The following is a 23178-nucleotide window of genomic DNA, read 5'->3' on the forward strand; positions in this document are numbered from 1 at the left end:
GAGCCGGTGGGCGGGCGCGTCACCATGTGTAATACCCAGTCAACCGCGTGTGGGGGTGCCGAGGGAAGCACTTTGTGACCGAAATTGTTTGATCGTCAATAACTCTCTGATCGTTACTGAGGCGTTGGTGAACTTCTGGGACGGCGGCCCGGTTCAGGTACGCCGGAAGAACTCGACCTCGCCGAGCGCGATCGGGCGCCCCTCGCCCTGGCCGGTCGCCTCCCGCAGCACCAGCTCGACGGAGCGGACGTCGCTGATGCCCATCCGTACCGTCTGCTTGCCGGGCTTGTCGTTGAAGGTCACCGCCTTCTTGTGCACCTTGCCGTCCTTCGTGGTGACGAGCAGGTCCGCCCGGGTCGGCCGCGCGCCCCGCCGGAACTCCTGCGGCTCCTTCGACACCCCGGTGTGCACCACGACGCCGACCAGCCGGAACGGCGTCCCGAACGAGCAGGTCAGCGATGCGCCGAGCGCGGGTGCGCCCCAGTACTTGTTCGTCAGGCCGTCGATCGCCGCGCTCCCGGGATGGCCGGGGGCCGCCGCGCTCGCGGACACCCCGGTGGGGCTGATCTCCGCCGTGCCGCCGAGCTTGTCCCGGACGTCCTCGAAGGCGTACCGCCCCAGCGGGAAGAACAGGAAGCCCGCGAGCACCAGTGCGGCCACGGCCAGCACCAGCAGGGTCCGCCGCAGCGCCCGCCCCGAACCACCGCGCACCCGGCGGCGGAACGGCCACACCGTACGCCACCACGGCAGGGCGGCGGGCTGCTGCCGGACCTGGAGGGGGGCGGCGCACCGCCGGCAGAACTTCCGCCCGGCCAGGTTCGGCGTACCGCAGGCCGGACAGGGCGGCCCGTCCGGCGCCTCGTCCGCCGCGACCGGCCGCACGACGGGCCGCCGGGCCACGGGCCGCGCGGGCCGCACGGCCCCCACCGGCTCGTCCGCGTCGGACGCGTTCCCGGGCGCGCTCGCCGTCGCGGTGGTCGGGACTCCCGGGCGTACGGGGGCGGGGGCGGGCCGTACGGGAGGCACCGAGGGCACGGGGGGCGCCGAGGGCACCGGGGGTGCGGAGGGGCGCGCCGGGGGCGGCGGAGGCGTCGCCGGTACGGGGGTGGGTGCGGTGGCATCCGGGCGTGCGGTCGCGGGCGGTGCCGGGGGCGGCGCGGGCTCCGGCTGCGGCGCCCGGGTTCCAGCTCCGGCCTCCGGCTTCGCCCCCGGCCCGGGAGCAGGCTCCGGCTCGGCCGTCCGTGCCGGTTCGGGCTCGGGAACGGACTGCGGCCGGGGCTTCGGCGCCGGAGCCCCGGCCGCGGCCACCGGCTTCGCCGACGGCTCGTCGGCGGGCTCCGGGACCACCGCCGGCTCCGGTACCACCGCGGGGTCCGGTACCACCGCGGGGTCCGGTACCACCGGCTCCGGTGCCGGCTCCACCTCCGGCTCCGGATCCGGCGTGCGTCCTCGTCGTACGGGCTCCGAGGACCAGCCCAGGTAGGCGCCGCAGTTGCCGCAGAAGTCGTCGCTCTCGCCGTTGGCCGTACCGCACGCCGGGCACGAACGCATCACGTCAGCCTCCAGTCTGTTCAGGCGCGTCGGGTGCTTCGGGCGGGCCCGGCAGGACCTCCACCCGGCAGGTCAGGTGGACCGGGCACGCGGCGGTGGCGACCTCCAGGACACGATGGGCGTCCACCGTGCCCGCCCCGTCGTCCGCGCGCACCGGCCAGACCCGGACCAGGAGTTCACCGGTCGGCGGCGGTGGGAGGGCCGCCCCCGGCTCGGCCGACCAGGTGGCGCCCCCGCCGTCCCGGACCTCCGCGTGCACCCCGCAGACCAGCCGCAGCCGCTCGACGAGACCTCGCCGGGTGCCGCGCCACCGGTGCAGCTCGACGGCGCGCGCGACGACCGCCCGGCGCAGCTCCACCGGCCATGCCGGATCGGCCTCCACGCCCACCCAGGACGCCAGCCACGGCAGGAAGTCGGCCGGGGCGAGGGCCGGGTCGACGTACGCGGGCAGGTTGTCCAGCGTGGACAGGACCGGGGCCAGCACCGTGTCCAGGCCCGCCGTGAACCGCTGGGCCAGGTCGTCGTCCGCGTACAGGGCGGGCAGCAGTTCGCCGATCGGGTAGCGGCTGGGCAGCCCGGGTACCGCCGCCCGGGTCATACGACCTCACCGACCCCGCTCGCGGTCACCACGACCTGGTGCTGGTGCGAGAAGACCAGGGCCCCCGGCGCCACGTCCACCCGGTCCGCCGCCGCCCCGCGCCGGCCCGTGATCGGGTCCGCCGGGAACAGCCGGACGTCCTCCACGAGCCCCGCCCCCTCCACGCTCTGGAGCACGGCGAAGACCTCCCCGTACTGCACGGGCCTGCCGAACGGCCACCCCCGCCCGTCCGCCCCGCCCCGCAACGGGTCGATGTGGCGGAACAGCGCCTCCAGCGCCTCGGCCCGTACCCGGTCCACGTCGGCGGGAGCTGCCACCAGCCGGGCGACGACCGTGACGCCCTGGTAGGCGGGCGGTTCGACGATCAACCGGGTTCCCACCAGGCGCCGTTCGTCGAGCCGCTCCGTCACCGCCGTGAGCACCGCGTCCGAAGGGATCAGCTGCTCGAACCGCACCTGCCCGTCCTCGTCGGCCACCGCGTCCGGCACCACCAGCACCCGTACCGCACCGGCCTCGCCCGGCACCGCGGGCAGGCACCGCACGCGGCGCAGGGACGGCGCGGCCTCCCGGGCGATCAGCTCGTAGTCCTCGGCGGTGACCGCCCGCTCCTGCACCCGCAGGATGTTGGGCGCGCGCACCTTGGCGTTCTCGACGGTCTCCCCGTCGACGCCCCCGGTCGCCGCCTCGCGGTTGTTCACGCCCGCGACGTACGGCACGGAGCTGCGCAGCACGGAGATCGCGCCCCGGGCGACGTTCCCGGCCGATCCGCCACCCGTGCGGTAGCGGGGGACGCGGAGCTGGGCGCCCTTCGCGGGCACCGCCCCGTACGCGCGCATCGTGCCGTCCGGCTCCCGCACCTCCGGAGGGAACGCGAACTCCCCGGCGACCGCGTCGACCCGGACGTGCCGGTCCCCGGGGCCGGACGCGCCGAAGTGCTCGACCGGGGTCCAGATCTCCCAGCCCACGTCGGTCGACACCTGGACGACCGGCGGGTCCCCGTCCAGCAGCAGCGGCGCCCGGCTCACCGTGAACCGCTGCCCGGCGACGCCCTCCGACACTCCGAGGGGCACGTCGAGGACGGTCTCCGCGTGCTCGGCCGCCGTCGTGCCGCCGACCGTGAACACCTCGGCCTCCCGGATCGTCGGCGACTCCGAGTAGAACGGCTGGCCCGGCTCCGGGGCGGTCACCCGGCAGCGCAGCCACCCCGCCCGGGTCCCCGCCACGACGGACGCCGTGTGCCCGGCCGGGACGAACACCACCACCTCGCCGGGCCGGTTGAGGCCGCCGGTGGAGTCGGTGCCGGTCGCACAGGCCACCCAGCGGGCCCCGTCCCACGCCTCCCACACCAGCGGCGGCTGCCGCGGATCGACGCCCACGCCCTCCACCCGGCTGTCCAGCCGGACGGCGACGATGCACCGGGGCACGGCCGTCGGCAGCCCGAACAGCAGGGCGTCGCCGGGCTCCGGGCGGGCCTGGAAGCACGGGATGTCCTTGCCCGCGCCGAGCGGCGCCGTCCGGTCCGTCTGGTCGCCCGACACCGGCGCGGTCACCAGCCGTTCCAGCGAACTCGGCACGATCGGCAGGTCATCGGAGGTGGAGAACACGACCGCCTCCTCGGCCTCACCGCGCGCGGTCGCCACCTCCGTACCGGCGGGCAGGTGCACCGTCTCCGGCTGCGGCGCGGAGAGCCAGAAGTCGATGTCGGCCTGCGCCACGGTCGGCGGGAACAGCGTCACGCCGAGCAGATCGAGGAAGGCCGCGTAGTTCTTGTCGGGCACCCGGTTCAGCCGGTACAGCAACTGGTCGACCATGTACGCGAACGTCTCGATCAGCGTGACCCCGGGGTCCGACACATTGTGGTCGGTCCACTCGGGGGAGCGCTGCTGGACGAACCGCTTGGCTTCGTCGACGAGTTGCTGGAAGCGCCGGTCGTCCAGGTTGGGGGAGGGCAGGGCCATCAGAGCCTCCCCGCTTCCGGAGCGGACTGTGCCGCCGAGCCCTCGGACGAGGGGATCGTGTAGAAGGGGAAGACCAGGTTGCGCAGGTCGTTGGTGGCCCGCACGGTGTAGTGCACGTCGATGTAGAGCGTGCCCTCCTCGACGGCGTCGAAGGCGACCACCACATCCGTCACCTCGATCCGCGGCTCCCACCGCTCCAGCGAGGTGCGGACCTCCTGCGCGATCCGCCCGGCGGTCGCCCCGTCGCCGGGCGCGAAGACGTACTCGTGGATGCCGCAGCCGAACTCGGGGCGCATCGGCCGCTCGCCCGGCGCGGTGCCGAGGATCAGCCCGATGGCCTCCTCGATCTCCTTGTCCCGTTCGACCAGCGCGATGCCGCCCGTCGGCCCGGTCCGCAGCGGGAAGCCCCAGCCGCGCCCGATGAATCCGCCGCCACGTCCGGCGTATACGTCGCCGCTCACATCGGGCCCCCGATCAGGACGTTGAACGCGCCGCTGACGATGGGCGCGCCGCAGGTGGTCTTGTCGCCCATCCGGGCGGCGGGCAGTCCGCCGATCAGCACCGCGCCGCCGATCGCGGCGGCCGGGTTGGGCATGATCACGTTGCCGGGGCCGAGCGCCGCGTGCGGGGGGACGACGCACCCGTGCAGGCTCCCGGTGACGGCCGCGGGCCGGCCGCCGATGAGCACGGTGGCCACGGCCATCGCGCCCGGGGGCGGGGTGCCGATGAGACCGCCGTGGGCGGTGCTGTCGCCCGTGCGGGCTGCGGGGGGCATGGCCGGGGTTCTCCTAGCTGTGAAAGGGACTTCGGGGCTGGGGCTGGGGCTGGGGACGGAGAGCGGGCGGGGCGGGCGGTCAGTTGATCCTGATGAGCTTGGCCTTGAGGACCGCGAGCAGTCCGCCGTCGACCGTGACCCCCGTCTTGCCGTTGACGGTCACCGAGCGACCCTTGATCTTCACGTCACCCGTGACGCCCGCGTCGAGGGTGATACCCGAGGCGGACAGCGTCACCGAGCTCAACTCCCGTGTACCACCACGGGCTTTGACGGTAAGCGTGATCTCGCCCTTCTCCTCGTCGAGGACGACGTCGAGCCGTTTGTCGCCGGTGGCGATCCGTACGCCGGCCGGACCGCGCGGGGCGTCCAGCAGCTCCAGCCGGTTCCCCGAACGGGACACCAGGGAACGGCGGTTGACCTTCCCGCTGGTCGGGTCGACGAGCGGGACGTCGTGCGGAGAGGGCTTGTCGACCCCGTTGTAGAGCCCGCCGAGTACGTACGGGCTGTCCAGCAGCCCCTGTTCGAACCCGACCAGCACCTCGTCGTTGACCTCGGGGCTGAACACCCCGCCGCCGCCCTGGCCGCCCCACTGCACGGTGCGCACCCAGTCGGTGACGTACGTGTCGTCGAGCCAGGGGAACTTCAGCCGCACCCAACCGCGTTGGCCCTTGCCCTCCTCACGGATGTCGGTGACCACCCCGATCGCCAGACCCGGCATGCGCGGACCGCGCGAGGGGGCGTTCGCACCGGCGGCCAGTCCCGACAGCGACCGGTCCGGCGAGGCGCTGACGATCACCGTCGTGCGGTAGCCGGTGTCCGGTTCCAGGACGTGGTGCGCGGCGGTGGCGGTGTAGCGGCCGGAGAACGCGGGCCCCACGTTGCCGAGCGCCACCGGCAGGCCCGCCCGCAGCTGCGGATTCCCGTAGGCCACCGCCTCGACCTCCCCGAACCCGGCGCTGACGGACGCGGCGAGCGCCCCGGCCACGGCCCGGGTCTCCGCCTGGGTGCGGTACGGGGTGTCGGCGATCGTCGTCCGGGAGTTCGCCCCGAACATCTTGGCCGCCGTCGACGGGCTCATCCCCGGGGCGACGGTGTCGCTGCGCACGGACTGCTGCCGGGCCACCAGACGGGTCTTGGTGTCGACGTTCCAGCCCCGCACCTCCACGCTGTCCGACCCGTCGGCCCCGGTCAGCACCGCGCGCAGGGCCAGCAGGTTGTTCCCGTACTCCAGGACCATCGGGTCGCGCGTCGCGGACGTCGAGGGCGAGGGGGCGGAGGAGGCCGGGTCCGGCTTGGTGAACTGCAACCGGCCCTTGTCGTCGACCCGGACGGTGGCGCCGCTCTCGGCCGCGAGGTGCTGGAGGAACTCCCAGTCCGACACGTTCGGCTGGGTCAGCTGCTTGTACGTGACCGGCGCGGCCTCGATCCGCCCGACCGCAAGCCCCGCCCCGGCGGCGACCTTGCGGACGATGTCCGCCGTCTTCATGTTCCGGTACGCCACCACCTTCCGGCCGCGCTGCAGCCGGTGCGCCTTGGAGAACGCCCGGACGACGGTGAACGACCCGGTGGTATCGGTGTCCAGCTCGACCGCGGTGACCTCCCCGGTGAACAGCCGCTCGCGCCCCCGGTCCTTCACGGTCACCACCGAGATCTTCAGCGGGGTCCCCATGCCGATACCGGTCTTGGCGAGGAAGGTGTGGTCCGGGTCCCGGTACATCAGGACGGCGGTGTCCGGCAGGCCCACGTTCTCGTCGACGACACAGCTCACCAGCTGCGTGGCCCAGGCCTTGGGCAGCTCGGCGGGCGCCTCGACGATCGGGTCGGCGGCGAACGAGCGGCCGGGCGCTTCCTTCCCGCTCATCGGCCCTCCTCCGCCGAACCGTCTTCCCGCCCGGGCACCAGAAGCTCCCGGCCGGGCGTCAGCGTCATCGGGTCGTCGATGTCGTTGGCGTACGCGATGGTGCGCCACGCGGTGGCGTCGCCGTACTCCCGCCAGGCCAGCAGCGGCAGGCTGTCCCCGGCGACGACCCGGTGCGTGCGCCGTGCCTCCTTCGAACCCGAGGTGGGGTTCTGGCCCGCCGGATCGACGCTCGCCTCCTCGATGGAGAGGGAACAGGTGGCGCGCAGCGGCTTCCCGTCGACGTCGAACAGGGTGTACGAGACCGAGAGGTTGGAGAGCACCCCGTCGAACGAGGTCGTCTTCGACGTCCCCCAGTCGAACCGCACCCAGGGGCTGGCGGGCGTCTTGCGGGCCAGACTGCCGGGGGTGGGGACACAGGCGGTCATCAACTGCTCCACCGCCTTCTCCACGGAGTTGTCGTGGGTGGCGGTCGCGTCGAGGAACACCTCCAGCGACAGCGCCCGGGGCCCGCTGCCGACGAACTCGGGCAGCGCGGACTGCCCGGCCATCCGGGACGGGGTACGCCGCCACTCGGTGCTCTTGCTGAGCGACAGCTTCGCGGGGTTGAACTGCAACGTGAGGCGGGCGAGCGTGCCGCCGGGCTTGGCGCCGACGGCCGACGGCGGCTCCATGATGGTGAGTTGGGCACGAGCGCGGCTCGCACGGAGAGCGGGTGACATTGCGTTCCTCCTTCCTACGTCCTGGTCCTGTCCCTGGCGGATGCGCCGTTGCCTGTCAGGAGGGCTCCAGACCCTCGTGTGCGATCTCCAACGTCTCGATCGCCGCTTGGGAGTTGGCCGGGTCGAAGGACGGTCCCTGCCAGCGCACCGGCACGATCCCGTGGACCTGCCAGCTGATGATCCGGCTGAGGTCGGGGCGCAGTGCCACGATCTCGCCGTCCTTGGGCTCGACCCGCTGGATCGTCTCGTTCAGCCAGCGCGCGATCTTGAGGGTGTCGGTGGTCACCGGCCGGGTCAGCGTGATGTTCGTCCAGGTGATCCGCCCCGGCAGCTGCCAGGTGAACCCGTTGTTTCCGCCCTCGGCGTACGTCTCCATCTCCACCTCGGCGCCCAGGCCCGAGCAGGTGTGGAAGGCGCCCAGGTCGCTGCCGCCGATCGCGAGCTTGAAGAACACGCTCGTCGCGAAGATGTTGTCGGTCATGCGTCTCTCGTCTTCTCTGCGGTCGGTCGGTCGTACGGGGCGTGGCGGGGGCGGAGGCCGGTGCCTGGGCCGGGGCCGTCAGCGACGGCCGTCGTGCAGCCGCCCGCTGCGTTCCCGGCCCCGGCGCAGATCGGCGCGGATGAGCCGGCTCACCGGGTCGAGGAGGCGCCGGGCCAGCTCCTCGATCTCCGTTCCGCTCAGCCGGTTCGCCGGGGGAGCGTCGGAGGGTTCGGCGGGGCTGGTGGCCGACTCCATCGCCCCGGCTGCGGGCTTGGCCGGGGCGGCCTGGACGGGCACCCCGGTGATCCCGGCGTTCGCCGCCGCACGCTGGACGGCTTGAGCCCGGGTCTCCGGGCGGCCCGCTCCGGCGCTCTGCACGGGCGTACGGGGTGGCACCCGTACGGAGGGAGACGGCGGTCCGCCGTGAGCGGGGCCGCCCCCGGGAGCCGGTCCGGTGGCCGGCGGACCGGCGGTGTCGGGCACGACCGGCAGCGCCTGCCGCTGTACGGGTACGGGGACGGCGCCGGCCGACCGGGGCGCGGCGGGCGGATGGGGCCGGACGACCACGGGCCGCGCCGAGCCCGGTTGCGGGGCCTGGCGGGCCGCCGGTCCGGACGCCTGACGCGGTGGCTGTGGGACGGGAGGCAGGGGCGAGGGCGTCGCGGAGCGCATGAGGGCCGTTCCCGTCGCTGGGGCGGAGGCTGAGGGCTGCCCGGCACCGGCCTGAGCGTCGGCGGATCCCGGCCGCGCCACGTCGCGCCGCCAGGTGGCTGCGACGACCGGGCGCGACGACCCGCCGCCCGTCGCCACCGGTGGTCCCGAAAACCCATCGGCGGAACCGGTGTTGATGCTCAGGGGGCGGTCCGGGAGCAGGGTGCGTGCCCGCCGGACCCTGGAGGGTGTTGACGTGGGTGCCGTACCGCCGGGGCCGTGTGCCGTCGTCGTACGGTCCCGGGGGATGGGCCGGATACGTACCGGGGGAGGGGGAGAGGCGGTGGCCGAGCGCTGGACGGGTGCGGGTGCGGGCCCGGGCCCGGACGGTTCGGTGGGGCCGCTGGGAACGGCGGGGGCCGACCTCACGGGCATCGCGGCGGTCGCCGTCGGCGGTGCCGGGGCGGGGGCCGGAGCCCGGTCCGTGTTCGGGCGCGTCACGGTGGACGGAAGGTCACTGAGCAGCGGAGCGCCGCCGCCGAGCCGGGCGGTCGGCGGCAGCGAGGGGAGCGGCGCACCGATCCCGCCGCGCACCCGGGCGGAGGAGTTCGGTCCCGGGGCCGGGGCGCGCTGCACCGAGGGGGAGGGTTCGGACGGCTTCGACGACGGATGACGCCGTGCGGGGGGCTCGGCCGGACCGGAGGGCGAAGGCGTGGACTTCGCGGGGGCCGTGGGTGCCGCGGCCGAAGGGGGCAGCGGCTTCTGGGGGTTCGGCGGCTCCGATGCCTGGCGCTGGAGCACCGGCATGGCTGCTGCTGGAGGCACGGCCCCGGGAGCGGACGGCACGACTCCGGTCGGTTCGGCGGTAGGGGCCGGCCTGGCCCCGGCCGGCATCTCACGCAGCGGTTTGCCCAGGGCTGGGCGTACGGCCTCGGGGCCGGGCCGGTCGGGGGTGGCGCCGGGGCCGGAGTGCGGGGGAGCGGGACGGTCGGGGGCGGCCGGTCCCGTACGGTCCGGGGCGACCGGCTCCGTGCGGTCCGTGGTGACTGACTCCGTACGGTCCGGACGGGTCCGCTGTTCGGACGCGGCTCGCTGGACGGTGGCGGGTGCGGCTGCCGGAGGCGCCGCCGAGAACGGCGCGGGGGCGGCCGGTGTGGCAGGCGCGAGCCCGGTGATCTGCCGCAGCGGCATGGCCGGGCGCCGGGCCTCGGTCAGCGGCGGCGTGATCCGGTGCGGGCGCACGGCAGCGGGCCGCGACGGCGGGTGGACGGCGGCCGACGCGCTGTTCCCGGGCCCGAGCGTGGGCCGCGCGGGAGCGGGACGGGCTCCCGCGCGCTCGGCCGAGCCGGAGGGGCCGGAGGGGCGGGCCGAGTCCGATGGGTTGGCTGAGCTGCCCGAGCCGGACGAGTCGGCCGAACTGCCTGAGCTGCCCGAGCCGGATGAGGCGGACCGCAGCGAGGAGTTGGACGGGGCCGATGAACCGGACGAGCCCGACGGGGAAGAGGAGTCGGACGATTCCGGCGACCCGGCCGCGGACCGGGTCGCCGAACCGGACCTGGTCGCGTTCGCGGGCCCGGACCGCGCCGCGGTCGAGCGCCCGGACGCCTCCCCGGACCTGGCAGCGTCAGCGGGCCCCGACGAGCCAGCCGTACCTGACGCGGCCGCTCGTCCCGTCGAAGCCGCCGAGCGCGACACGTAGACCGTCTCCGGCGCGCCCGCCGATGACGACCGGTTCGCAGGTCCGGAGGCACCTGACGATGACGGGTTCCCGGACCCCGAAGCACCCGACGACGACGGGTCCAGGAACCTCGGGGCACGCGACGACGACCGTGACATAGCCCCCGAAGCGCCGGACGACGACCGGTCCGCAGACCCGGAAGCGCCGGACGACGAACGGCTCACGGGCTCCGCAGCACGCGACGACGACCGGTTCACCGCCCCCGAAGCACCCGACGACGACCGGCTCGCCCCGGAAGCCGCCGACCGCTGGACCGGCGGCGACGCGGGACCCGGCTTCCCCGACCCCGTACCCGTACCGCGCACGGATGCCCTCCCCGCCGAGGCGGACGGCAGGTCCGGCGTGGGCCCGACGGGCTCGGCGGGATCGTCGGCGGGCCGGACCGCGCGGAGCAGCAGCGGGCCGCCGGGGGACGTCGCAGGGCGCGCGGAGCCCGGGCGGGCGACTCCGTGGATGAGGCCGACCGGCGCCGACGGCAGGACGGCGTGGCCGAGTTCGCCGCCGAGGGACGGGTTCTGCCAGGAGGCCAGGCGCGAGCGGAACCGCAGGCCGTCGCTCACACCGATCGAGGACCGGGCGACGGTCACCGACGGCGGGGCCACCCGCCGCCATCCGCCGTCCCAGTCACCGCCGTCCCAGTCACCGCTGTCGGCGGCACCGTCCCCGGCCTCGCCGGACACGACGGACCCGGCGGGTACGGCCGGCACGGCGGACACGTCGTCGCGCCCGGCTCCGCCCCGCGCCGCGCCTTTGCGCGACGGCGTCACGGACCGCCGACGGTCCGCCCGGCGCAGCCAGTCCCCGAACCCCACACGATCACCCGCCTTCGTTGACGCGGGTGTTGATCCGCGCTATCTCCCGCACCCACTGCTGACGCTCGCCGTGGGTGAGGTCGAGAATGTCCTCACGCTGCCAATGGAAGTGGTAGGCGACGTACGCGATCTCCTCCCGCAGCCGGGGAAGCGCGTACGTCACGATTCCCCCAGGCGCCCACCCGAGAGGTCCACCTCGAACGACCCCTGGCACAGCGGGCAGGTCACCGCGGCATGCGTGTGGCCCTCGCTGTTGATCCGGCGGTAGAAGTCCTGGAGGAACGCCACGTCGGTCGCGTACATCCGCTCGACGATCCCGGTGTGGACGTCGGTGACCGGACCGAGCTGCGTGATCACCTGGGCCAGCAGCACCACGGACAGGTACGCCGGGTTCTCCTTCACCCGCAGATCGATCTGGGGCTTGAGCTCGTCCCGGGCGGTCGCGAGCCGCATGGTGCCGTTCCGGTGCACCTGGCCCTCGTCGTCGACGTACCCGCGCGGCAGCTCGAAGGCGAACTCCGTCTGCAGCGTGTCCCGTTCGCGCCGGGGCGCGCGGGCGGGCGCCGGGGCGGCCGGGGTCTCCTGGCGGCCGGCGGTCGCGGCGGCCAGGTTGTCGAGGGTCTCTTCGAGCCCGGCCCCCGGCGTAACGGTCCGGCGCCTCATTCGACCACGATCTCCTCGAAGGTGATGGTCACCGTCTCCGTCGCCGCGCTGGACTCGCCGGCCTTCAGCGAGGGGCCCTCCCACTTGGAGGCCCAGCCCTGCATCAGCTGGATGCGGCGGACGGTCTCGCCCGTCGAGTCCTTGATCTCGATGGTGAGGTTCTGCCGGGCGGTGTCGACGGCCCCGTTGTTGAGGGTCTCCTTGATCCAGGTGGTGAACTCGCTGCTCTTGTCGAGCCCGCGGGTGATCGTCACCTCGCCCGCCTGGCGGGCGCCCGGCTGCTTGCGGATGATCTGCTTGCCGTCGGCGGTCACCTGACGGACCTCGACGACTTCTTCCTCGACGGTCATGCCGCTGATCTCCTGGATGGACTCCACGAGATAGCCGCCGAGCTGAACGCCGAAGATATGGGTGGAAAGAGCGTCGCCCTCTGCCATGACTGTGTGTCACCTGTTCCGGTTGCGATGGTGCTGCGGGTGGTGGGGAAGGGCCGCGAGGGTCACTCGTCGACGAGGCTGGTGCTGTCCGAGAACTGCGACAGCCGGAAGATCACGAACTCCGCGGGCTTCACCGGCGCCACTCCGATCTCGCAGACGACCTGACCGAGATCGATCGACTCCTGCGGGTTGTTGCTCCGGTCGCACCGCACGTAGAACGCCTCTTCGGCGGTGCGGCCGAACAGTGCGCCGCGCCGCCACTCCTCGGTGAGGAACGCGGTGACGTTGCGCCGGATGCTCGACCAGAGGCGGTCGTCGTTCGGCTCGAACACCACCCACTGGGTGCCCAGGAGGATGGACTCCTCCAGGTAGTTGAAGAGGCGGCGGACGTTGAGGTAGCGCCAGGCCGGATCGGAGGAGAGGGTGCGGGCGCCCCAGATGCGGATGCCGCGGCCGGGGAAGGCGCGCACGCAGTTCACGCCGATCGGGTTGAGGAGGTCCTGCTCGCCCTTGGAGAGCCGGATCTCCAGGTCCACCGCTCCCCGGATGACCTCGTTGGCGGGAGCCTTGTGGACTCCGCGCTCGTTGTCGCTGCGGGCCCAGACGCCGGCCACGTGACCGCTCGGCGGGACCAGGGAGTTGCGGCCGCTCGCCGGGTCGAAGACCTTGACCCACGGGTAGTAGAGGGCGGCGTAGCGGGAGTCGTAGCCGGCGTCCTCGTTGCGCCAGGTGCGGACGCGCTGGGCGTTCATGCCGGGCGGGGTGTCGAGGACGGCGACGCGGTCGCCCATCTGCTCGCAGTGCGAGATGACCGCGAGCTGCACGGTCTTGACGCCCTCGGCGTCGATGTCGCCGCGCTGGAAGGCGCTCATCAGGTCCGGGACGGCGACCATCGTGATCTCGTCGATCGCTTCGAGACCGGCGAACCCGGTACGTGCGGAGGCGTCGCCCACGTACTCGGAGGCGTCGAGCCGGGCCACCCCGTTGCCGGGCGTGGCCGTCGCCGCGGGGGCCAGGGCGACGGTCTGCTTCTCCGGGCGGCTCTGTGCCGTGCCGGGCTGCTCGGTGACCTGGATCAGCTTGGAGTCGCGGGCCTGGGTGACCAGGTAGCCCTTGACGTTCTTGCGGGTGGAGACGTCGTACGTCTCGGTCACCTTGCCGCTCTGGCGCACCAGCAGCCGGAAGCGGTCCTCCGGCGGGTTCTCGCCCTCGGCGTCGGCGATCTCCACGGAGAGGCCGTCGCCCGTGCCGGGCTTGGCGGCGACGAGGAACCCGCCGAGCGCGACGGGCGCGGGGGCCTGGGCGACGGATCCCTGGGCGGCGCCCTCGGCACCCTGCGCGGGGCCGCCGATGCGCACGACGTAGGCCGCGCCGCCGCCGTTGGCGAAGAAGCCGTAGACGGCGTGCGCCAGGTAGGTGTCGGCGGTGAAGACGCCGAACGTCTGCACGTACTGGTCCCAGTTGGTCACCAGCGTCGGCTGGTGGAAGGGGCCCGTCCCCGCGAAGCCGACGAAGGCTGCGACCGCGGTGCCGACTCCTTCGATGGGCCGTGCTCCGGACTGCACCTCCTCCACGTAAACACCGGGGGTGAGGTACGACGGCATGCTCGCTCCTTCTGGACGGTCACTCGATCACCGCCCAGTCTTGACCGGCCGCCCCGGGCGGGAGTAGGTCCCGGAGTCCTGGACGCAGGGCAAGGAGACTGCCCTTTCCGGGCTGTCGAACGCCGGGTAACCCTGCCCTTGGCGGTACGGCCGGAACCGCTCACCCCTATTCCCGTTCCCCCCGCGTATTCGGCCGCCCACATGACGAGAACGAGAACAGCGTGTTACGCCGGAGCCCGCACGAGCCGCCTCGGCGCGGTGATTGAGGGAAAGGCCGGGACGGCGCGCCGGGGAGCCCATGTGTTTGGTATCTCATTTCCCCGGTAAACCCTGGGCGGCCGATGGCCGTCCGGGGGTACCGGGGGAAACGCTCCGAGGTGATGCGATTCGGCCAGAATGCGCCGGGAAGAGTGGCGGAATCAGTCGGGTGCGGACGGGGGAAACGGGCGCGGAAGCGCTCCGAACGGGCACCGGTCGACCTTCACCAAACCGTCAGAACCAGTCCTGAGCAGGTCTGTTCGCGCTCGCGGTCACCGGCAGCGGATATTCTTCCGGTGCTGTCGACACTGGGGACGACCGAACCGGTGGAGATCTCCGGTGCGGTGGGGAGGGTGAATCCGCCACTGCCCGGCACGCCGGGTTTCCTCTCGGCCGGTTTTCTGTTGTTGTCTCGTCAACAGGCGCGGCAGAGGGGTCGGTGCCACTGATTCCGCCGCGCTCCCCACGTCCTTCTGTCGAGCTATCGAGCGAGATCGCTCAGTACACCGCTGACATTCAGAACCTGATGGCACCCGGAAGCCTGTTGTCCGGTGGCCGGAGTGCCGGGTTTGGCACAGGTGACGGAAGCGGTGACGGTGGCGTTCTCCGGAACCTGAATGGGGGTGACCCAGTGATAGTCCTGGTTGCGGAAGGTTTCCAGAGCGATCGTCGTGATCTTGTTCTCGCCGAAGGAGATCGTCACGAGGCCCTCGTCGCCCTGGAAGTTCGCCACCACGACGTCCGTGACGCGGAACACCTTCCCGGCCGGAACCTTGTAGGCGCCTTCCGCCGTGGCCCCTGCCTGGGTCTTCACGTCGATGGTCCGGGAGGCCTGCTCGCCGCCACCGCTCCCGCCGGTGCCGCCGCCCCCGCCGGTGCCGCCCGGGCCGGAACCGGTCCCGCCGGGGCCCGTGCCGTCCGGACCGGTCCCCTCGCCCTGGCCGCCTGCCGGGTTCTCCGCACCGCCGGGCGGCGTCGACCCCTGCTCCTTGCCCCGCTCGGTCTCCTCCTGCGCGGCCTTCGCCCCGGCCTGCTTGGCCGTGCTCTGCACCGCGGGCCGCACCAGGGCGAACCATGCGAGCAGCAGCGCCAGCAGCGCCGCCAGCACGATCAGCAGCCACTTGGGCAGCACGGGTATCTGGGCGAACTCCCCGGGCAGCGGCTCGGCCCCGCCGGGCTGCCCGTCGTCGACCGGCGCCGTGGCCACGGCCTTGGGCTCGGCGTCCTTCTCGGTGCCCCCCTCGGCGCTCTCGACAACCTCCGCGCCCTCGGTCGCCAGGACCTCGAACGGCCAGGTGGCGGGCTCGCCGAACCAGATCAGCTTCCGGGCCCGGACCTTCAGCCCGACCTCCGCCGACTCGCCCGGCTCCAGCCGCCTCTTGTCCGGCGTGAAGGCGAGAGTCAGATCCTCCCCGTCCTGCCGGCCCGCGAGGACCACGTCGACCGGGGTGTTCCCCTTGTTCTGCACGGCGGTACGGAACCGGGCGCCCAGCCAGCCCCGGCGGCGGCGCGGCTCCAGCTCCGTACGCAGCTCGTGGAAGGGCGCAACGGTCACCGTCGACTCCGGGACCACCACCGACTCGGGGCGCTCGGCGGGCAGTACCCGTACGGCCAGGGGGGTTTCGCCCGCCCGGACCTCGGGGGAGCGGGGCGGGGCGAAGGTGAGGGTCACCGTCTCGGAGGTGCCCGGATACAGCGACACACGCGCCGGCTCGACGGTGGTCCAGGCGGCACAGTCGCCGACCACTTCGAGGGTGTAGGCCTCGACGATGTCGCCGTCGTTGCGCACGGTCAGGGTGGTCGTCGCGGTACCGCCCGGCGACACCGTCACCGTGGGGCTTGCGAGTTCGGCAGATGTGGTCACTCTGCGACGGTAGGCCGCCGCCCCGGCTCGGCAGCAGAGACGCAAGGGCAAGAAGCGGGCAGCGGTGGTGCCCCGCGGGCCCACCGGCACGGTGTCCCGCCCCCGCGCCGGGCCCGCTCGCCCTGCCCCGGCCGGTACGGGCGATCACGACCACTACAGGCATATCGGGCTGAAGTACCTGAGGAAGACGGACACGGACGATGACGATCACGGAAACGACGAACAGCACGGCGGCACGCGGGCAGTACCGCAGGCCCGACGCCGCCGACCGCCGCTCCCCCGGCGCCGGGGGAGCGCCCGGGGGCAGGGTCTCCGTCGCGGTGTACGCGGAGGACCTGATCCTGCAGACCGGCATGGTCCACCAACTGCGGGTGCGCCCCGAGATAGAACTGCTCCCGGAGGCCGAGGCGGACCGGGCGCAGGTCTCCCTGGTCGTGGTGGACACGGTGGGCGAGACCACCGTCCAGCTCCTCCACCGCCTCCAGCGCAACACCTCCACCCGCACCGGACTGGTCGTCGGGTACTTCGAGTCGGGCGCCCTCCAGACCATGATCGAGTGCGGGGTCGCCGCCGTCCTCCGCCGCGCCGAGGCCGACCAGGACCGGCTCGTCCACCTGGTGCGCGCCATGGCCAACGGCGAGGGGGTCCTGCCGGGCGACCTGCTCGGCAAGCTCCTCGACCACGTCAGCTCCCTCCAGCGCACGGTCCTCGACCCCCGGGGGCTCACCCTGTCCACGCTCACCGCGCGCGAGGCGGAGATGATCCGGCTGGTCTCGGAGGGCTGCGACACCGCGGAGATCGCGCAGAAGACCTCGTACTCGGAACGCACCGTCAAGAACGTGCTCCACGAGGTCGCGACCCGCCTCGAACTGCGCAACCGGGCCCACGCGGTGGGCTACGCGATGCGCCACGGGCTGATCTGAGGGAGGGAGACCGCCGCAAAGGGCAGCGGTCCCTTCCCCCGGTCCGGGTACTCGCGGCCTGTTCTCCGTCCCCGCGCGAGCGCGAAGCTGGCCGGTGGAGAGTCGATCGAGAGACTGTGAGGTGGGCCGTGACCGGCACTGCTGGCCCGGCGAAGCATTCCCGGTTCGGCCGGCTGACCGGCGCGGTGGTGCTGTTGGCGCCGCTGCTGCTGGTCGGCTCGGCCGCCGCACCGGACGGGGCGGGCCAGGCCGTCGCCGCCGCGGTGGACGCCGACCCGGCCCAGGCGGGGCGGATCGCCTTCGCCGGTACCGACCACCGCAGCCTCGGGCGGGCCAACGACCAGGACCGCACCGACGCGCTGTTCGGCGACGGGCCCGCCCACTACGACCAGGACCCCTCCGCCCGCGGTGACGTCCTGGTCTTCACCAGCCTGCGGGACAGCGCCAAGCCCCAGGTGTACGTGCGCGGCGCGGACGGGTCCGTGCGCCGGCTCACCGAGGGCCGGGACGCGGCCCGCCCCGAACTCTCCCCGGACGGACGGACCGTCGTCTTCGACTCGGCGGAGCCTGGACCCGGCGGAACGGTCCAGCGCGACCTGTGGTCGGTCGGCGTCGACGGCTCGAATCTGCGGCGGCTCACCGACACCGCCGACAACGAGGAGTCCCCGACCTGGTCCCCGGACGGCACGCGGATCGCGTACGCCTGCGACGGCGACACCGCCCTCGGCTGGCAGATCTACGTGCGGGACGTCGCCGGCGGCCCGCAGACCCGGATCAGCGACGCCGGGGCCGGTGACGCCACCGAGCCGTCCTGGAACCCGGGCACCGACCCCGCCGCCCGGAACACCGTCGCGTACACCCTCACGACCAACCCCGACCCGAACGTCGACGACGGCACCGAACTGCGCGCCACCGAGGGCCTCGGCACCGACCGCCCGCTGCTGGTCGGCGGGCACGCCGAATGGGGTACCCGGTCGGCCTCCTGGCTGCCCGACGGCAAGGACGTCGTCTTCCTCAGCCCGTACCACACCTGCGGCTGCGACGACTTCGACCACGTCTACCGGGTGACCGCTTTCGACGGCACGAAGGCGCCGGACCAACTGGTCGACGAGAACCGCGAGGTGGGGCCGCCCACCTGGTTCCCGCCGGCCGGCACGGTCGTCGTCCCCCGGATCACCCCGGACCCGGAGACCGTCAAGCAGCAGGAGGACGAAGTGCTGTCCGCCGCGCAGGTCGTGACGCTCCAGGACGTACGCCAGGACGGCTCCGACCCCCGTGACCTGGGCCTCACGATCCTCAAGGAGGATCCGGAGGCGCGCACCAGCCAGGACGCCGCCGTGGACCGCCTGTTCAACCCGCGCCCGGGCTTCGACCCCTGGACCGAGCGGCAGAGCTACACCCCCGACGGCCGCCGCATCGTCGTCACCCGCTTCGAGGACACCGACGCCGGGCGGATCGAGCGGATCTGGATGGCCGACGCCGACGGGAGGAACGCGGCCGCGCTGCCGCTCGCCGGGCGCGGCCCGAACGACTGGGACACCGACCCCGCCTTCTCGCCCGACGGCACCAAGCTCGCTTTCACCCGCACCTCGCCCGGCGGCACCGGCGACGCGGCGGGCCCGAGCCGGATTCTCGTCGCCGACGTCGCCAGCGGTGAGATCCTCGACGAGGTCCGGCCGCCCGAAGGCCAGCAGACCGGCGGCGACGCCCAGCCGACCTGGTCCTCAGACGGAGTCAACCTCGCCTTCACCCGTAACCACGTCATCAACGGCAACGGCGGCAACAAGCACATCTGGGTCGTGCCGGTCGCCGACCTCGGCAACCAGCGGGACCTGAGCGCCACCATCTGCCCCGGCGCCTGCGACGTCATCGACGACAGCCCCGCGTTCTCCCCGGACGGCCTGAAGGTCGCCTTCAACCGCAAGGACGGCGGGGGCAGGGTCAACCAGCAGGCCGGCGTCATCATCAAACCCCTGCGCGGCGGCGGCTGCCGTGTCGTGCTGCCCTCCGTCCAGAAGGACAACCCGGCCGGCTGCGACCTGCCGATCCCCGACACCTCCGCGACCGGCCCCCACCAGCCCCGTGACGTGGCCTGGACCCCCGGCGGCGACCGGCTCGTGTTCACCGCGCGCCGCGAACTCGCCCCGAACTCCATGGAGCAGCTCTCCGTCCTCGACATCGCCTCCGGCGACCTGACCCCCGTCGACAACACGCACGCCGGACGGCAGAAGGAGCCCGCCCTCCAGCAGTCCGTCGACCTGTCGCTGACCGCGCCGCCCACCCAGCCCGCCGTGGAGGTCGGCTCCGACACCGAGGTGACCATCACCGTCACCAACCGGGGCCCCGCCCCCTCACCCGGCACCACCCTCACCGTCGACGCCCCGCCCGGCGTACGGCTGGAGGAACTGACCACCGACGCCGGGACCTGCGCGCCCGGCACCCCCCAGTGCGCCCTCGGTATCGTCCCGCCCGGCGCCGACGTGAAGATCACCGCCCGGCTGACCGGCGTCACCACCGGCATCCAGCGCGTCAACTGGTCCGTCACCGGGGCCGTCATCGACCCCAACCCCACGGACAACGCCACCGGCACGATCGTCCCGGTCGAGGACGCCCCGCCGCCCACCCCGCCCCCGACGACGCCCCCGCCGACCACGGAGCCGCCGTCCCCGACCCCCACGCCGACGACCCCGGCGCCCACCCCGCCGCCGACGACCACCCCGCCCCCGCCACCGGCCCCCGCACCCCCGCCGCCCGCGCCCGAGGCCGGACCGGCCGTCACCGTGCGGGCCCAGCCCAGCCCCGGCTACGTCGGCGGCAAGGTGGTCGTCACGTACACCGTGCGCAACGGCAGGAACGCCCTGGCCACCGGCCTCCGGCTGGACCTCGGACTGCCCCGGGGCATCCCCGCCGGCGCCCTCCCGGCGGGCTGCGCCCGTGGCGCGTGCACGCTCCCCGACCTCGCGCCCCGCGCCTCCACGGTCATCAGCGTCGTCCTCTCGCCCGACAAGGCGCTCCGTACGACGATCACCGCGTCGCTCACCACCACCGGCACCGACGCGAACCTCCGCGACAACGTCTCCCGGATCCCGCTGCGCATCCTGCAGCCCCGGATCATCGCGGTGCCCGAGGTCGGCAAGCCCGGGTTCGTCACCTCCGTACGCGGCAAGGACTTCCCGCCCGGCGCACCCGTCACCCTCAGCTGGAAGCCCGGCATCACCGCCGCGGCCGCCCCGACCCGGCCGCTGGGGGACGGCACGTTCATCGCCCAGCTCCTCATCCTGGCCAAGGACGAGACCGGGCCGCGCGACATCATCGCGAAGGGCCCCGGGTTCAGTCCGGTGAAGACGGACTTCCTCGTCGTGCTCGGCACCATCACCCCGCCCGACACGGTGATCCGCCGATGATCCACGAAGTCGACGAAGGCCTCCGGCTGTTGCTGGCCGAGGCCGGACTGGAGGACAGCGGCGTCGACCTGGTCTTCGACGCTCCGACGAAGGACTGGTCCGCCCGCCGCAACGCCCCGACCATCAGCGTCTTCCTGCACGGCATCCGCGAGGACGCGGGCCGTCGGCGTACCGGCACGGCGGAGACGCACGACGAGGAGGGCGTGATCACCGGGTGGCGGACCCCGCCGCGCTGGTTCGAGCTGACCTATCTGGTCACCGCCTGGACCAACCGGCCGCAGGACGAACACCGGCTGCTCTCCGAGGTGTTGCGCACCCTCGTCCGTACGGACACGCTGCCCGCCCGGCTGCACACCGGCAGCCTGGCCGAACTCGGCCTGACCGTCGAGCTGGAGGCGGCGGGCCCCGGAGCCGGCGGCCCGTCCGCCTCCGACGTCTGGTCCGCGCTCGGCGGCGAACTGAAGGCCGCCATCGACCTCCGGGTCCTCGCCCCGCTGGCCGGCGAACGCACCGCCGCCGGACCGCCGGTCACCGAGGGCCTCGTCATGAAGACCGCGCCGCACGTGGACGGCGAGCCCGGCGACCCGGGCCGCCGTCTGCGCTACGACGGGGCGACCGACCCCGGCGGACAGGGCTTCGCCGCACCCCGGGAACGGCGACTGCCGCCCGGCCGACGCAGGCGGGGGAACGCCGCACGATGACCCCGGCAGTACAACAGGCCGAGCAGGCCGGTGAACCGACCCACGTGGAGGCGCTCTGGGAGCGGCTCGGCCAGGTCGAGCGGCGCGTCCGGGAAGCCGTCGCCGCCCGCCGGGCCATCGACCCGGACCCCGACGACCCCTACCGGGGGCAGTACCTCACCCCCGAGGCCGCGGCCCGCGTCCTGGAGGCCCGCGACGCGTTCACGCCCGTACCGGCGTACGGGGACGGGTCGCCGTCCGGCGCGGAAAACGGCGGCCGAATCGATGAGTTGGCCGAACGCTTCGGCCTCGCCCCACCGGACGTCGGCCTCCTGCTCGTCGCCCTCGCCCCGGACATCGACCCCCGGTTCGAGCGGCTGTACGGCTACCTCAACGACGACCTCACGCGCCGCCGCCCCACCGTCGGCCTGGCCCTGGAACTCTGCGGGCTGCCCGCCGCCGGCTCCGGCCGCTTCCGGTTCTCGCCGTCCGCCCCGCTCGTCGCGGGCGGCCTGCTGGAGATCACCGACATCGAACGGCCGCTGCTCTCGCGTCTGTTGTGCGTACCCGACCGGGTCACCGCGTATCTCCTCGGCGACGACGAGACCGACGGCCGGCTGCGCGGCATCGTCCGCGAGCACCCCCGCACCCCGGAGCCGGACGAACGGCCCGAGGTCCCCCGGGTCGCGGCCGCCCTCGGCACCGGCACCGGCCTGGTTCATCTGCTCGACCGGGGCGGCGACCCGCACGGCCTCGCGGTCGAAGCTCTGCGCACCGCGGGCCGGCGCCCGCTCGTCGTCGACATCGCCGCGCTCGCCACGGCACCCGAACCAGCTCCACTCGTACGGGCGTTGGCGATGGAAGCCCGCCTCGGCCGGGCCGGGGTGGTCCTCGGCCCCCTCGAAACGCTCGCCCCCGAACGCCCCGAGGGGGCCCGGCTGCTCGGGTCCCTGTGCTCGGCGCTCGGCTCCACGCCCCTCATCGCGTACGGGAAGAAGAACTGGGACCCGCTGTGGACCCCGGAGAGCCCGGTGCCCGTCACCGTCCCGCCGCCCGGCCCCGACGGCATGGCGCGGCAGTGGCGGCGGGCCCTCGCCGACGCGGGCCGTTCGGTCGGCCTGTCCGCCGCGCACGCCACCGCCGACGACACGCTGATCGAGGCGGCCGCCGCCTACCGGCTCGACTCCGGACAGCTGCGCCGGGCCGCGACCGTCGCCTCCCGGCTGGCCGTTCTCGGGCCCCGGCCGGTCACCCCGGAGGACCTGCGGGCGGCGGTCCGCGCCCAGAACGGCGCCGGCCTGGAGCGGCCCGCCCGCCGCATCGAGCCCGGCGTCGGCTGGGACGATCTGGTGCTGCCCCCGGCCACCCGCACCCAGCTCGCCGAACTCGCCCTGCGCGCCCGCCACCGCGAGACGGTCCTCGGGCAGTGGCGGATGCGGCCGGGCGGCGGCCGGGGGAGAGGCGTCATCGCCCTGTTCGCCGGGGAGTCCGGCACCGGGAAGACCATGTCCGCCGAGGTGGTCGCCGCCGAACTGGGCATGGAGCTCTACGTCGTGGACCTGTCCACGGTGGTCGACAAGTACATCGGGGAGACCGAGAAGAACCTGGAACGCATCTTCGTCGAGGCGTCCGACGTCAACGGCATCCTGCTGTTCGACGAGGCCGACGCGATCTTCGGCAAGCGCTCCCAGGTGAACGACTCCCGCGACAAGCACGCCAACATGGAGTCGGCCTACCTCCTCCAGCGCATGGAGTCCTTCGACGGCATCGCCGTGCTCACCACCAACCTCCGGGCCAACCTCGACGAGGCGTTCACCCGCCGCCTCGACGTGATCGCGGAGTTCCCGATGCCCGACGCCCGCCAGCGCCTCGCCCTGTGGGACCGCTGCCTGGGCCCGGCGGTCCCGCGCGACGCCACGCTCGACCTGGAGTTCTGCGCGGACCGCTTCGAGCTGGCGGGCGGCTCGATCCGGGCCTGCGCGGTGACCGCCGCCTACCTCGCGGCGGAGTCGGGGGCCCCGCTGACCATGGACCAGCTCGTCACGGCGGTGCTCCAGGAGTACCGCAAGCTGGGGCGGCTGGTGCTGGAGAGCGAGTTCGGCCCCTGGCTGGCGAAGGAACGGGCGCGCGCCGGGCGGTAGTTCGTACGGTACGGGTGCGGGGCCCGTACCGGGCGGTAGTTCGTACGGCACGGATCCAGG

General features: G+C 73.8%; 21 protein-coding genes. 7 read left to right on the top strand and 14 right to left on the bottom strand.

What is annotated here, in order from left to right; genetic code table 11:
- Positions 1-153: 153 nt before the first annotated feature.
- The 9 genes from WQO_RS35830 to WQO_RS36910 all read right to left on the bottom strand — a co-directional run bounded on the left by WQO_RS35830 (position 154) and on the right by WQO_RS36910 (position 8321).
- Positions 154-1551, bottom strand: a complete 1398-nt coding sequence (locus WQO_RS35830; RefSeq protein ID WP_107115911.1) for an NADase-type glycan-binding domain-containing protein — start codon at positions 1549-1551, stop codon at positions 154-156.
- A gap of 4 nt (positions 1552-1555) precedes the next feature.
- Complete coding sequence (locus WQO_RS25130; protein ID WP_010060048.1) at positions 1556-2149, bottom strand: phage tail protein; 594 nt, start codon at positions 2147-2149, stop codon at positions 1556-1558.
- Positions 2146-4107, bottom strand: coding sequence for a putative baseplate assembly protein (locus WQO_RS25135; RefSeq protein ID WP_010060047.1), 1962 nt, complete (start codon positions 4105-4107; stop codon positions 2146-2148). Before WQO_RS25135 ends, WQO_RS25130 begins: the two co-directional genes overlap by 4 nt.
- On the bottom strand, positions 4107-4568 hold the full coding sequence (locus tag WQO_RS25140; protein ID WP_010060046.1) for a GPW/gp25 family protein: 462 nt from the start codon (positions 4566-4568) through the stop codon (positions 4107-4109). Before WQO_RS25140 ends, WQO_RS25135 begins: the two co-directional genes overlap by 1 nt.
- Positions 4565-4882: a PAAR domain-containing protein gene (locus WQO_RS25145; protein ID WP_010060044.1), complete on the bottom strand. Its 318-nt coding sequence runs from the start codon at positions 4880-4882 to the stop codon at positions 4565-4567. The genes WQO_RS25140 and WQO_RS25145 overlap by 4 nt, the downstream gene beginning before the upstream one ends.
- Before the next feature lie 79 nt (positions 4883-4961).
- A complete protein-coding gene (locus tag WQO_RS25150; protein ID WP_010060043.1) occupies positions 4962-6743 on the bottom strand; it encodes a VgrG-related protein in 1782 nt (593 codons plus the stop codon).
- A complete protein-coding gene (locus tag WQO_RS25155) occupies positions 6740-7462 on the bottom strand; it encodes a CIS tube protein (RefSeq protein WP_010060042.1) in 723 nt (240 codons plus the stop codon). The genes WQO_RS25150 and WQO_RS25155 overlap by 4 nt, the downstream gene beginning before the upstream one ends.
- 55 nt (positions 7463-7517) lie before the next feature.
- Positions 7518-7943 carry a phage tail protein gene (locus WQO_RS25160; RefSeq protein ID WP_006127700.1) on the bottom strand — a complete coding sequence of 142 codons (426 nt, stop codon included), beginning with the start codon at positions 7941-7943 and terminating at the stop codon, positions 7518-7520.
- 78 nt (positions 7944-8021) lie between these two features.
- Positions 8022-8321, bottom strand: coding sequence for a hypothetical protein (locus WQO_RS36910; RefSeq protein WP_010060041.1), 300 nt, complete (start codon positions 8319-8321; stop codon positions 8022-8024).
- A gap of 76 nt (positions 8322-8397) precedes the next feature.
- On the opposite strand from WQO_RS36910, the gene WQO_RS36915 reads away from it, so the two are divergent.
- The 3 genes from WQO_RS36915 (at position 8398) to WQO_RS36930 (ending at position 10293) form a co-directional block, all read left to right on the top strand.
- Positions 8398-8565: a hypothetical protein gene (locus WQO_RS36915; RefSeq protein ID WP_237274164.1), complete on the top strand. Its 168-nt coding sequence runs from the start codon at positions 8398-8400 to the stop codon at positions 8563-8565.
- 336 nt (positions 8566-8901) lie between these two features.
- Positions 8902-9267, top strand: a complete 366-nt coding sequence (locus tag WQO_RS36920; protein ID WP_143203354.1) for a hypothetical protein — start codon at positions 8902-8904, stop codon at positions 9265-9267.
- A gap of 366 nt (positions 9268-9633) precedes the next feature.
- On the top strand, positions 9634-10293 hold the full coding sequence (locus WQO_RS36930; protein WP_148660128.1) for a hypothetical protein: 660 nt from the start codon (positions 9634-9636) through the stop codon (positions 10291-10293).
- Positions 10294-11148: 855 nt separating this feature from the next.
- On the opposite strand, the gene WQO_RS36460 is transcribed toward WQO_RS36930, so the two are convergent.
- From WQO_RS36460 to WQO_RS25195, 5 genes are all read right to left on the bottom strand, one after another.
- The gene (locus WQO_RS36460; RefSeq protein WP_003966147.1) at positions 11149-11307 is read right to left on the bottom strand and encodes a DUF6760 family protein; all 159 of its coding nucleotides are present in this window, start codon (positions 11305-11307) and stop codon (positions 11149-11151) included.
- Positions 11304-11807, bottom strand: a complete 504-nt coding sequence (locus tag WQO_RS25180) for a hypothetical protein (RefSeq protein ID WP_010060034.1) — start codon at positions 11805-11807, stop codon at positions 11304-11306. The genes WQO_RS36460 and WQO_RS25180 overlap by 4 nt, the downstream gene beginning before the upstream one ends.
- On the bottom strand, positions 11804-12244 hold the full coding sequence (locus tag WQO_RS25185) for a phage tail protein (protein ID WP_010060032.1): 441 nt from the start codon (positions 12242-12244) through the stop codon (positions 11804-11806). Before WQO_RS25185 ends, WQO_RS25180 begins: the two co-directional genes overlap by 4 nt.
- Before the next feature lie 62 nt (positions 12245-12306).
- Complete coding sequence (locus WQO_RS25190) at positions 12307-13848, bottom strand: phage tail sheath family protein (protein WP_058954094.1); 1542 nt, start codon at positions 13846-13848, stop codon at positions 12307-12309.
- A gap of 739 nt (positions 13849-14587) precedes the next feature.
- Complete coding sequence (locus tag WQO_RS25195; protein ID WP_010060030.1) at positions 14588-15937, bottom strand: COG1470 family protein; 1350 nt, start codon at positions 15935-15937, stop codon at positions 14588-14590.
- Positions 15938-16170: 233 nt separating this feature from the next.
- Between WQO_RS25195 and WQO_RS25200 the strand changes: the two genes are divergently transcribed.
- The 4 genes from WQO_RS25200 to WQO_RS25215 all read left to right on the top strand — a co-directional run bounded on the left by WQO_RS25200 (position 16171) and on the right by WQO_RS25215 (position 23118).
- Positions 16171-16893: a helix-turn-helix transcriptional regulator gene (locus WQO_RS25200; protein ID WP_010060029.1), complete on the top strand. Its 723-nt coding sequence runs from the start codon at positions 16171-16173 to the stop codon at positions 16891-16893.
- Positions 16894-17021: 128 nt separating this feature from the next.
- Positions 17022-20297 carry a DUF11 domain-containing protein gene (locus WQO_RS25205; RefSeq protein ID WP_010060028.1) on the top strand — a complete coding sequence of 1092 codons (3276 nt, stop codon included), beginning with the start codon at positions 17022-17024 and terminating at the stop codon, positions 20295-20297.
- Complete coding sequence (locus tag WQO_RS25210; RefSeq protein WP_010060027.1) at positions 20294-20998, top strand: Pvc16 family protein; 705 nt, start codon at positions 20294-20296, stop codon at positions 20996-20998. Before WQO_RS25205 ends, WQO_RS25210 begins: the two co-directional genes overlap by 4 nt.
- Positions 20995-23118, top strand: a complete 2124-nt coding sequence (locus tag WQO_RS25215; protein ID WP_058954095.1) for an ATP-binding protein — start codon at positions 20995-20997, stop codon at positions 23116-23118. Before WQO_RS25210 ends, WQO_RS25215 begins: the two co-directional genes overlap by 4 nt.
- Positions 23119-23178: the final 60 nt, after the last annotated feature.

Origin of the sequence: Streptomyces globisporus C-1027, assembly GCF_000261345.2 — a bacterium.
GTDB classification, from domain to species: domain Bacteria; phylum Actinomycetota; class Actinomycetes; order Streptomycetales; family Streptomycetaceae; genus Streptomyces; species Streptomyces pakalii.

Bases quoted from the DNA above. Each gene is read 5' to 3' on its own strand.
- WQO_RS25180 (WP_010060034.1), bottom strand. From the start codon at position 11,807: ATGAGGCGCCGGACCGTTACGCCGGGGGCCGGGCTCGAAGAGACCCTC.
- WQO_RS25145 (WP_010060044.1), bottom strand. From the start codon at position 4,882: ATGCCCCCCGCAGCCCGCACGGGCGACAGCACCGCCCACGGCGGTCTC.
- WQO_RS25155 (WP_010060042.1), bottom strand. From the start codon at position 7,462: ATGTCACCCGCTCTCCGTGCGAGCCGCGCTCGTGCCCAACTCACCATC.
- WQO_RS25190 (WP_058954094.1), bottom strand. From the start codon at position 13,848: ATGCCGTCGTACCTCACCCCCGGTGTTTACGTGGAGGAGGTGCAGTCC.
- WQO_RS25160 (WP_006127700.1), bottom strand. From the start codon at position 7,943: ATGACCGACAACATCTTCGCGACGAGCGTGTTCTTCAAGCTCGCGATC.
- WQO_RS25215 (WP_058954095.1), top strand. From the start codon at position 20,995: ATGACCCCGGCAGTACAACAGGCCGAGCAGGCCGGTGAACCGACCCAC.
- WQO_RS36920 (WP_143203354.1), top strand. From the start codon at position 8,902: ATGGGCCGGATACGTACCGGGGGAGGGGGAGAGGCGGTGGCCGAGCGC.
- WQO_RS25130 (WP_010060048.1), bottom strand. From the start codon at position 2,149: ATGACCCGGGCGGCGGTACCCGGGCTGCCCAGCCGCTACCCGATCGGC.
- WQO_RS25200 (WP_010060029.1), top strand. From the start codon at position 16,171: ATGACGATCACGGAAACGACGAACAGCACGGCGGCACGCGGGCAGTAC.
- WQO_RS25185 (WP_010060032.1), bottom strand. From the start codon at position 12,244: ATGGCAGAGGGCGACGCTCTTTCCACCCATATCTTCGGCGTTCAGCTC.
- WQO_RS35830 (WP_107115911.1), bottom strand. From the start codon at position 1,551: ATGCGTTCGTGCCCGGCGTGCGGTACGGCCAACGGCGAGAGCGACGAC.
- WQO_RS25210 (WP_010060027.1), top strand. From the start codon at position 20,294: ATGATCCACGAAGTCGACGAAGGCCTCCGGCTGTTGCTGGCCGAGGCC.
- WQO_RS25150 (WP_010060043.1), bottom strand. From the start codon at position 6,743: ATGAGCGGGAAGGAAGCGCCCGGCCGCTCGTTCGCCGCCGACCCGATC.
- WQO_RS25135 (WP_010060047.1), bottom strand. From the start codon at position 4,107: ATGGCCCTGCCCTCCCCCAACCTGGACGACCGGCGCTTCCAGCAACTC.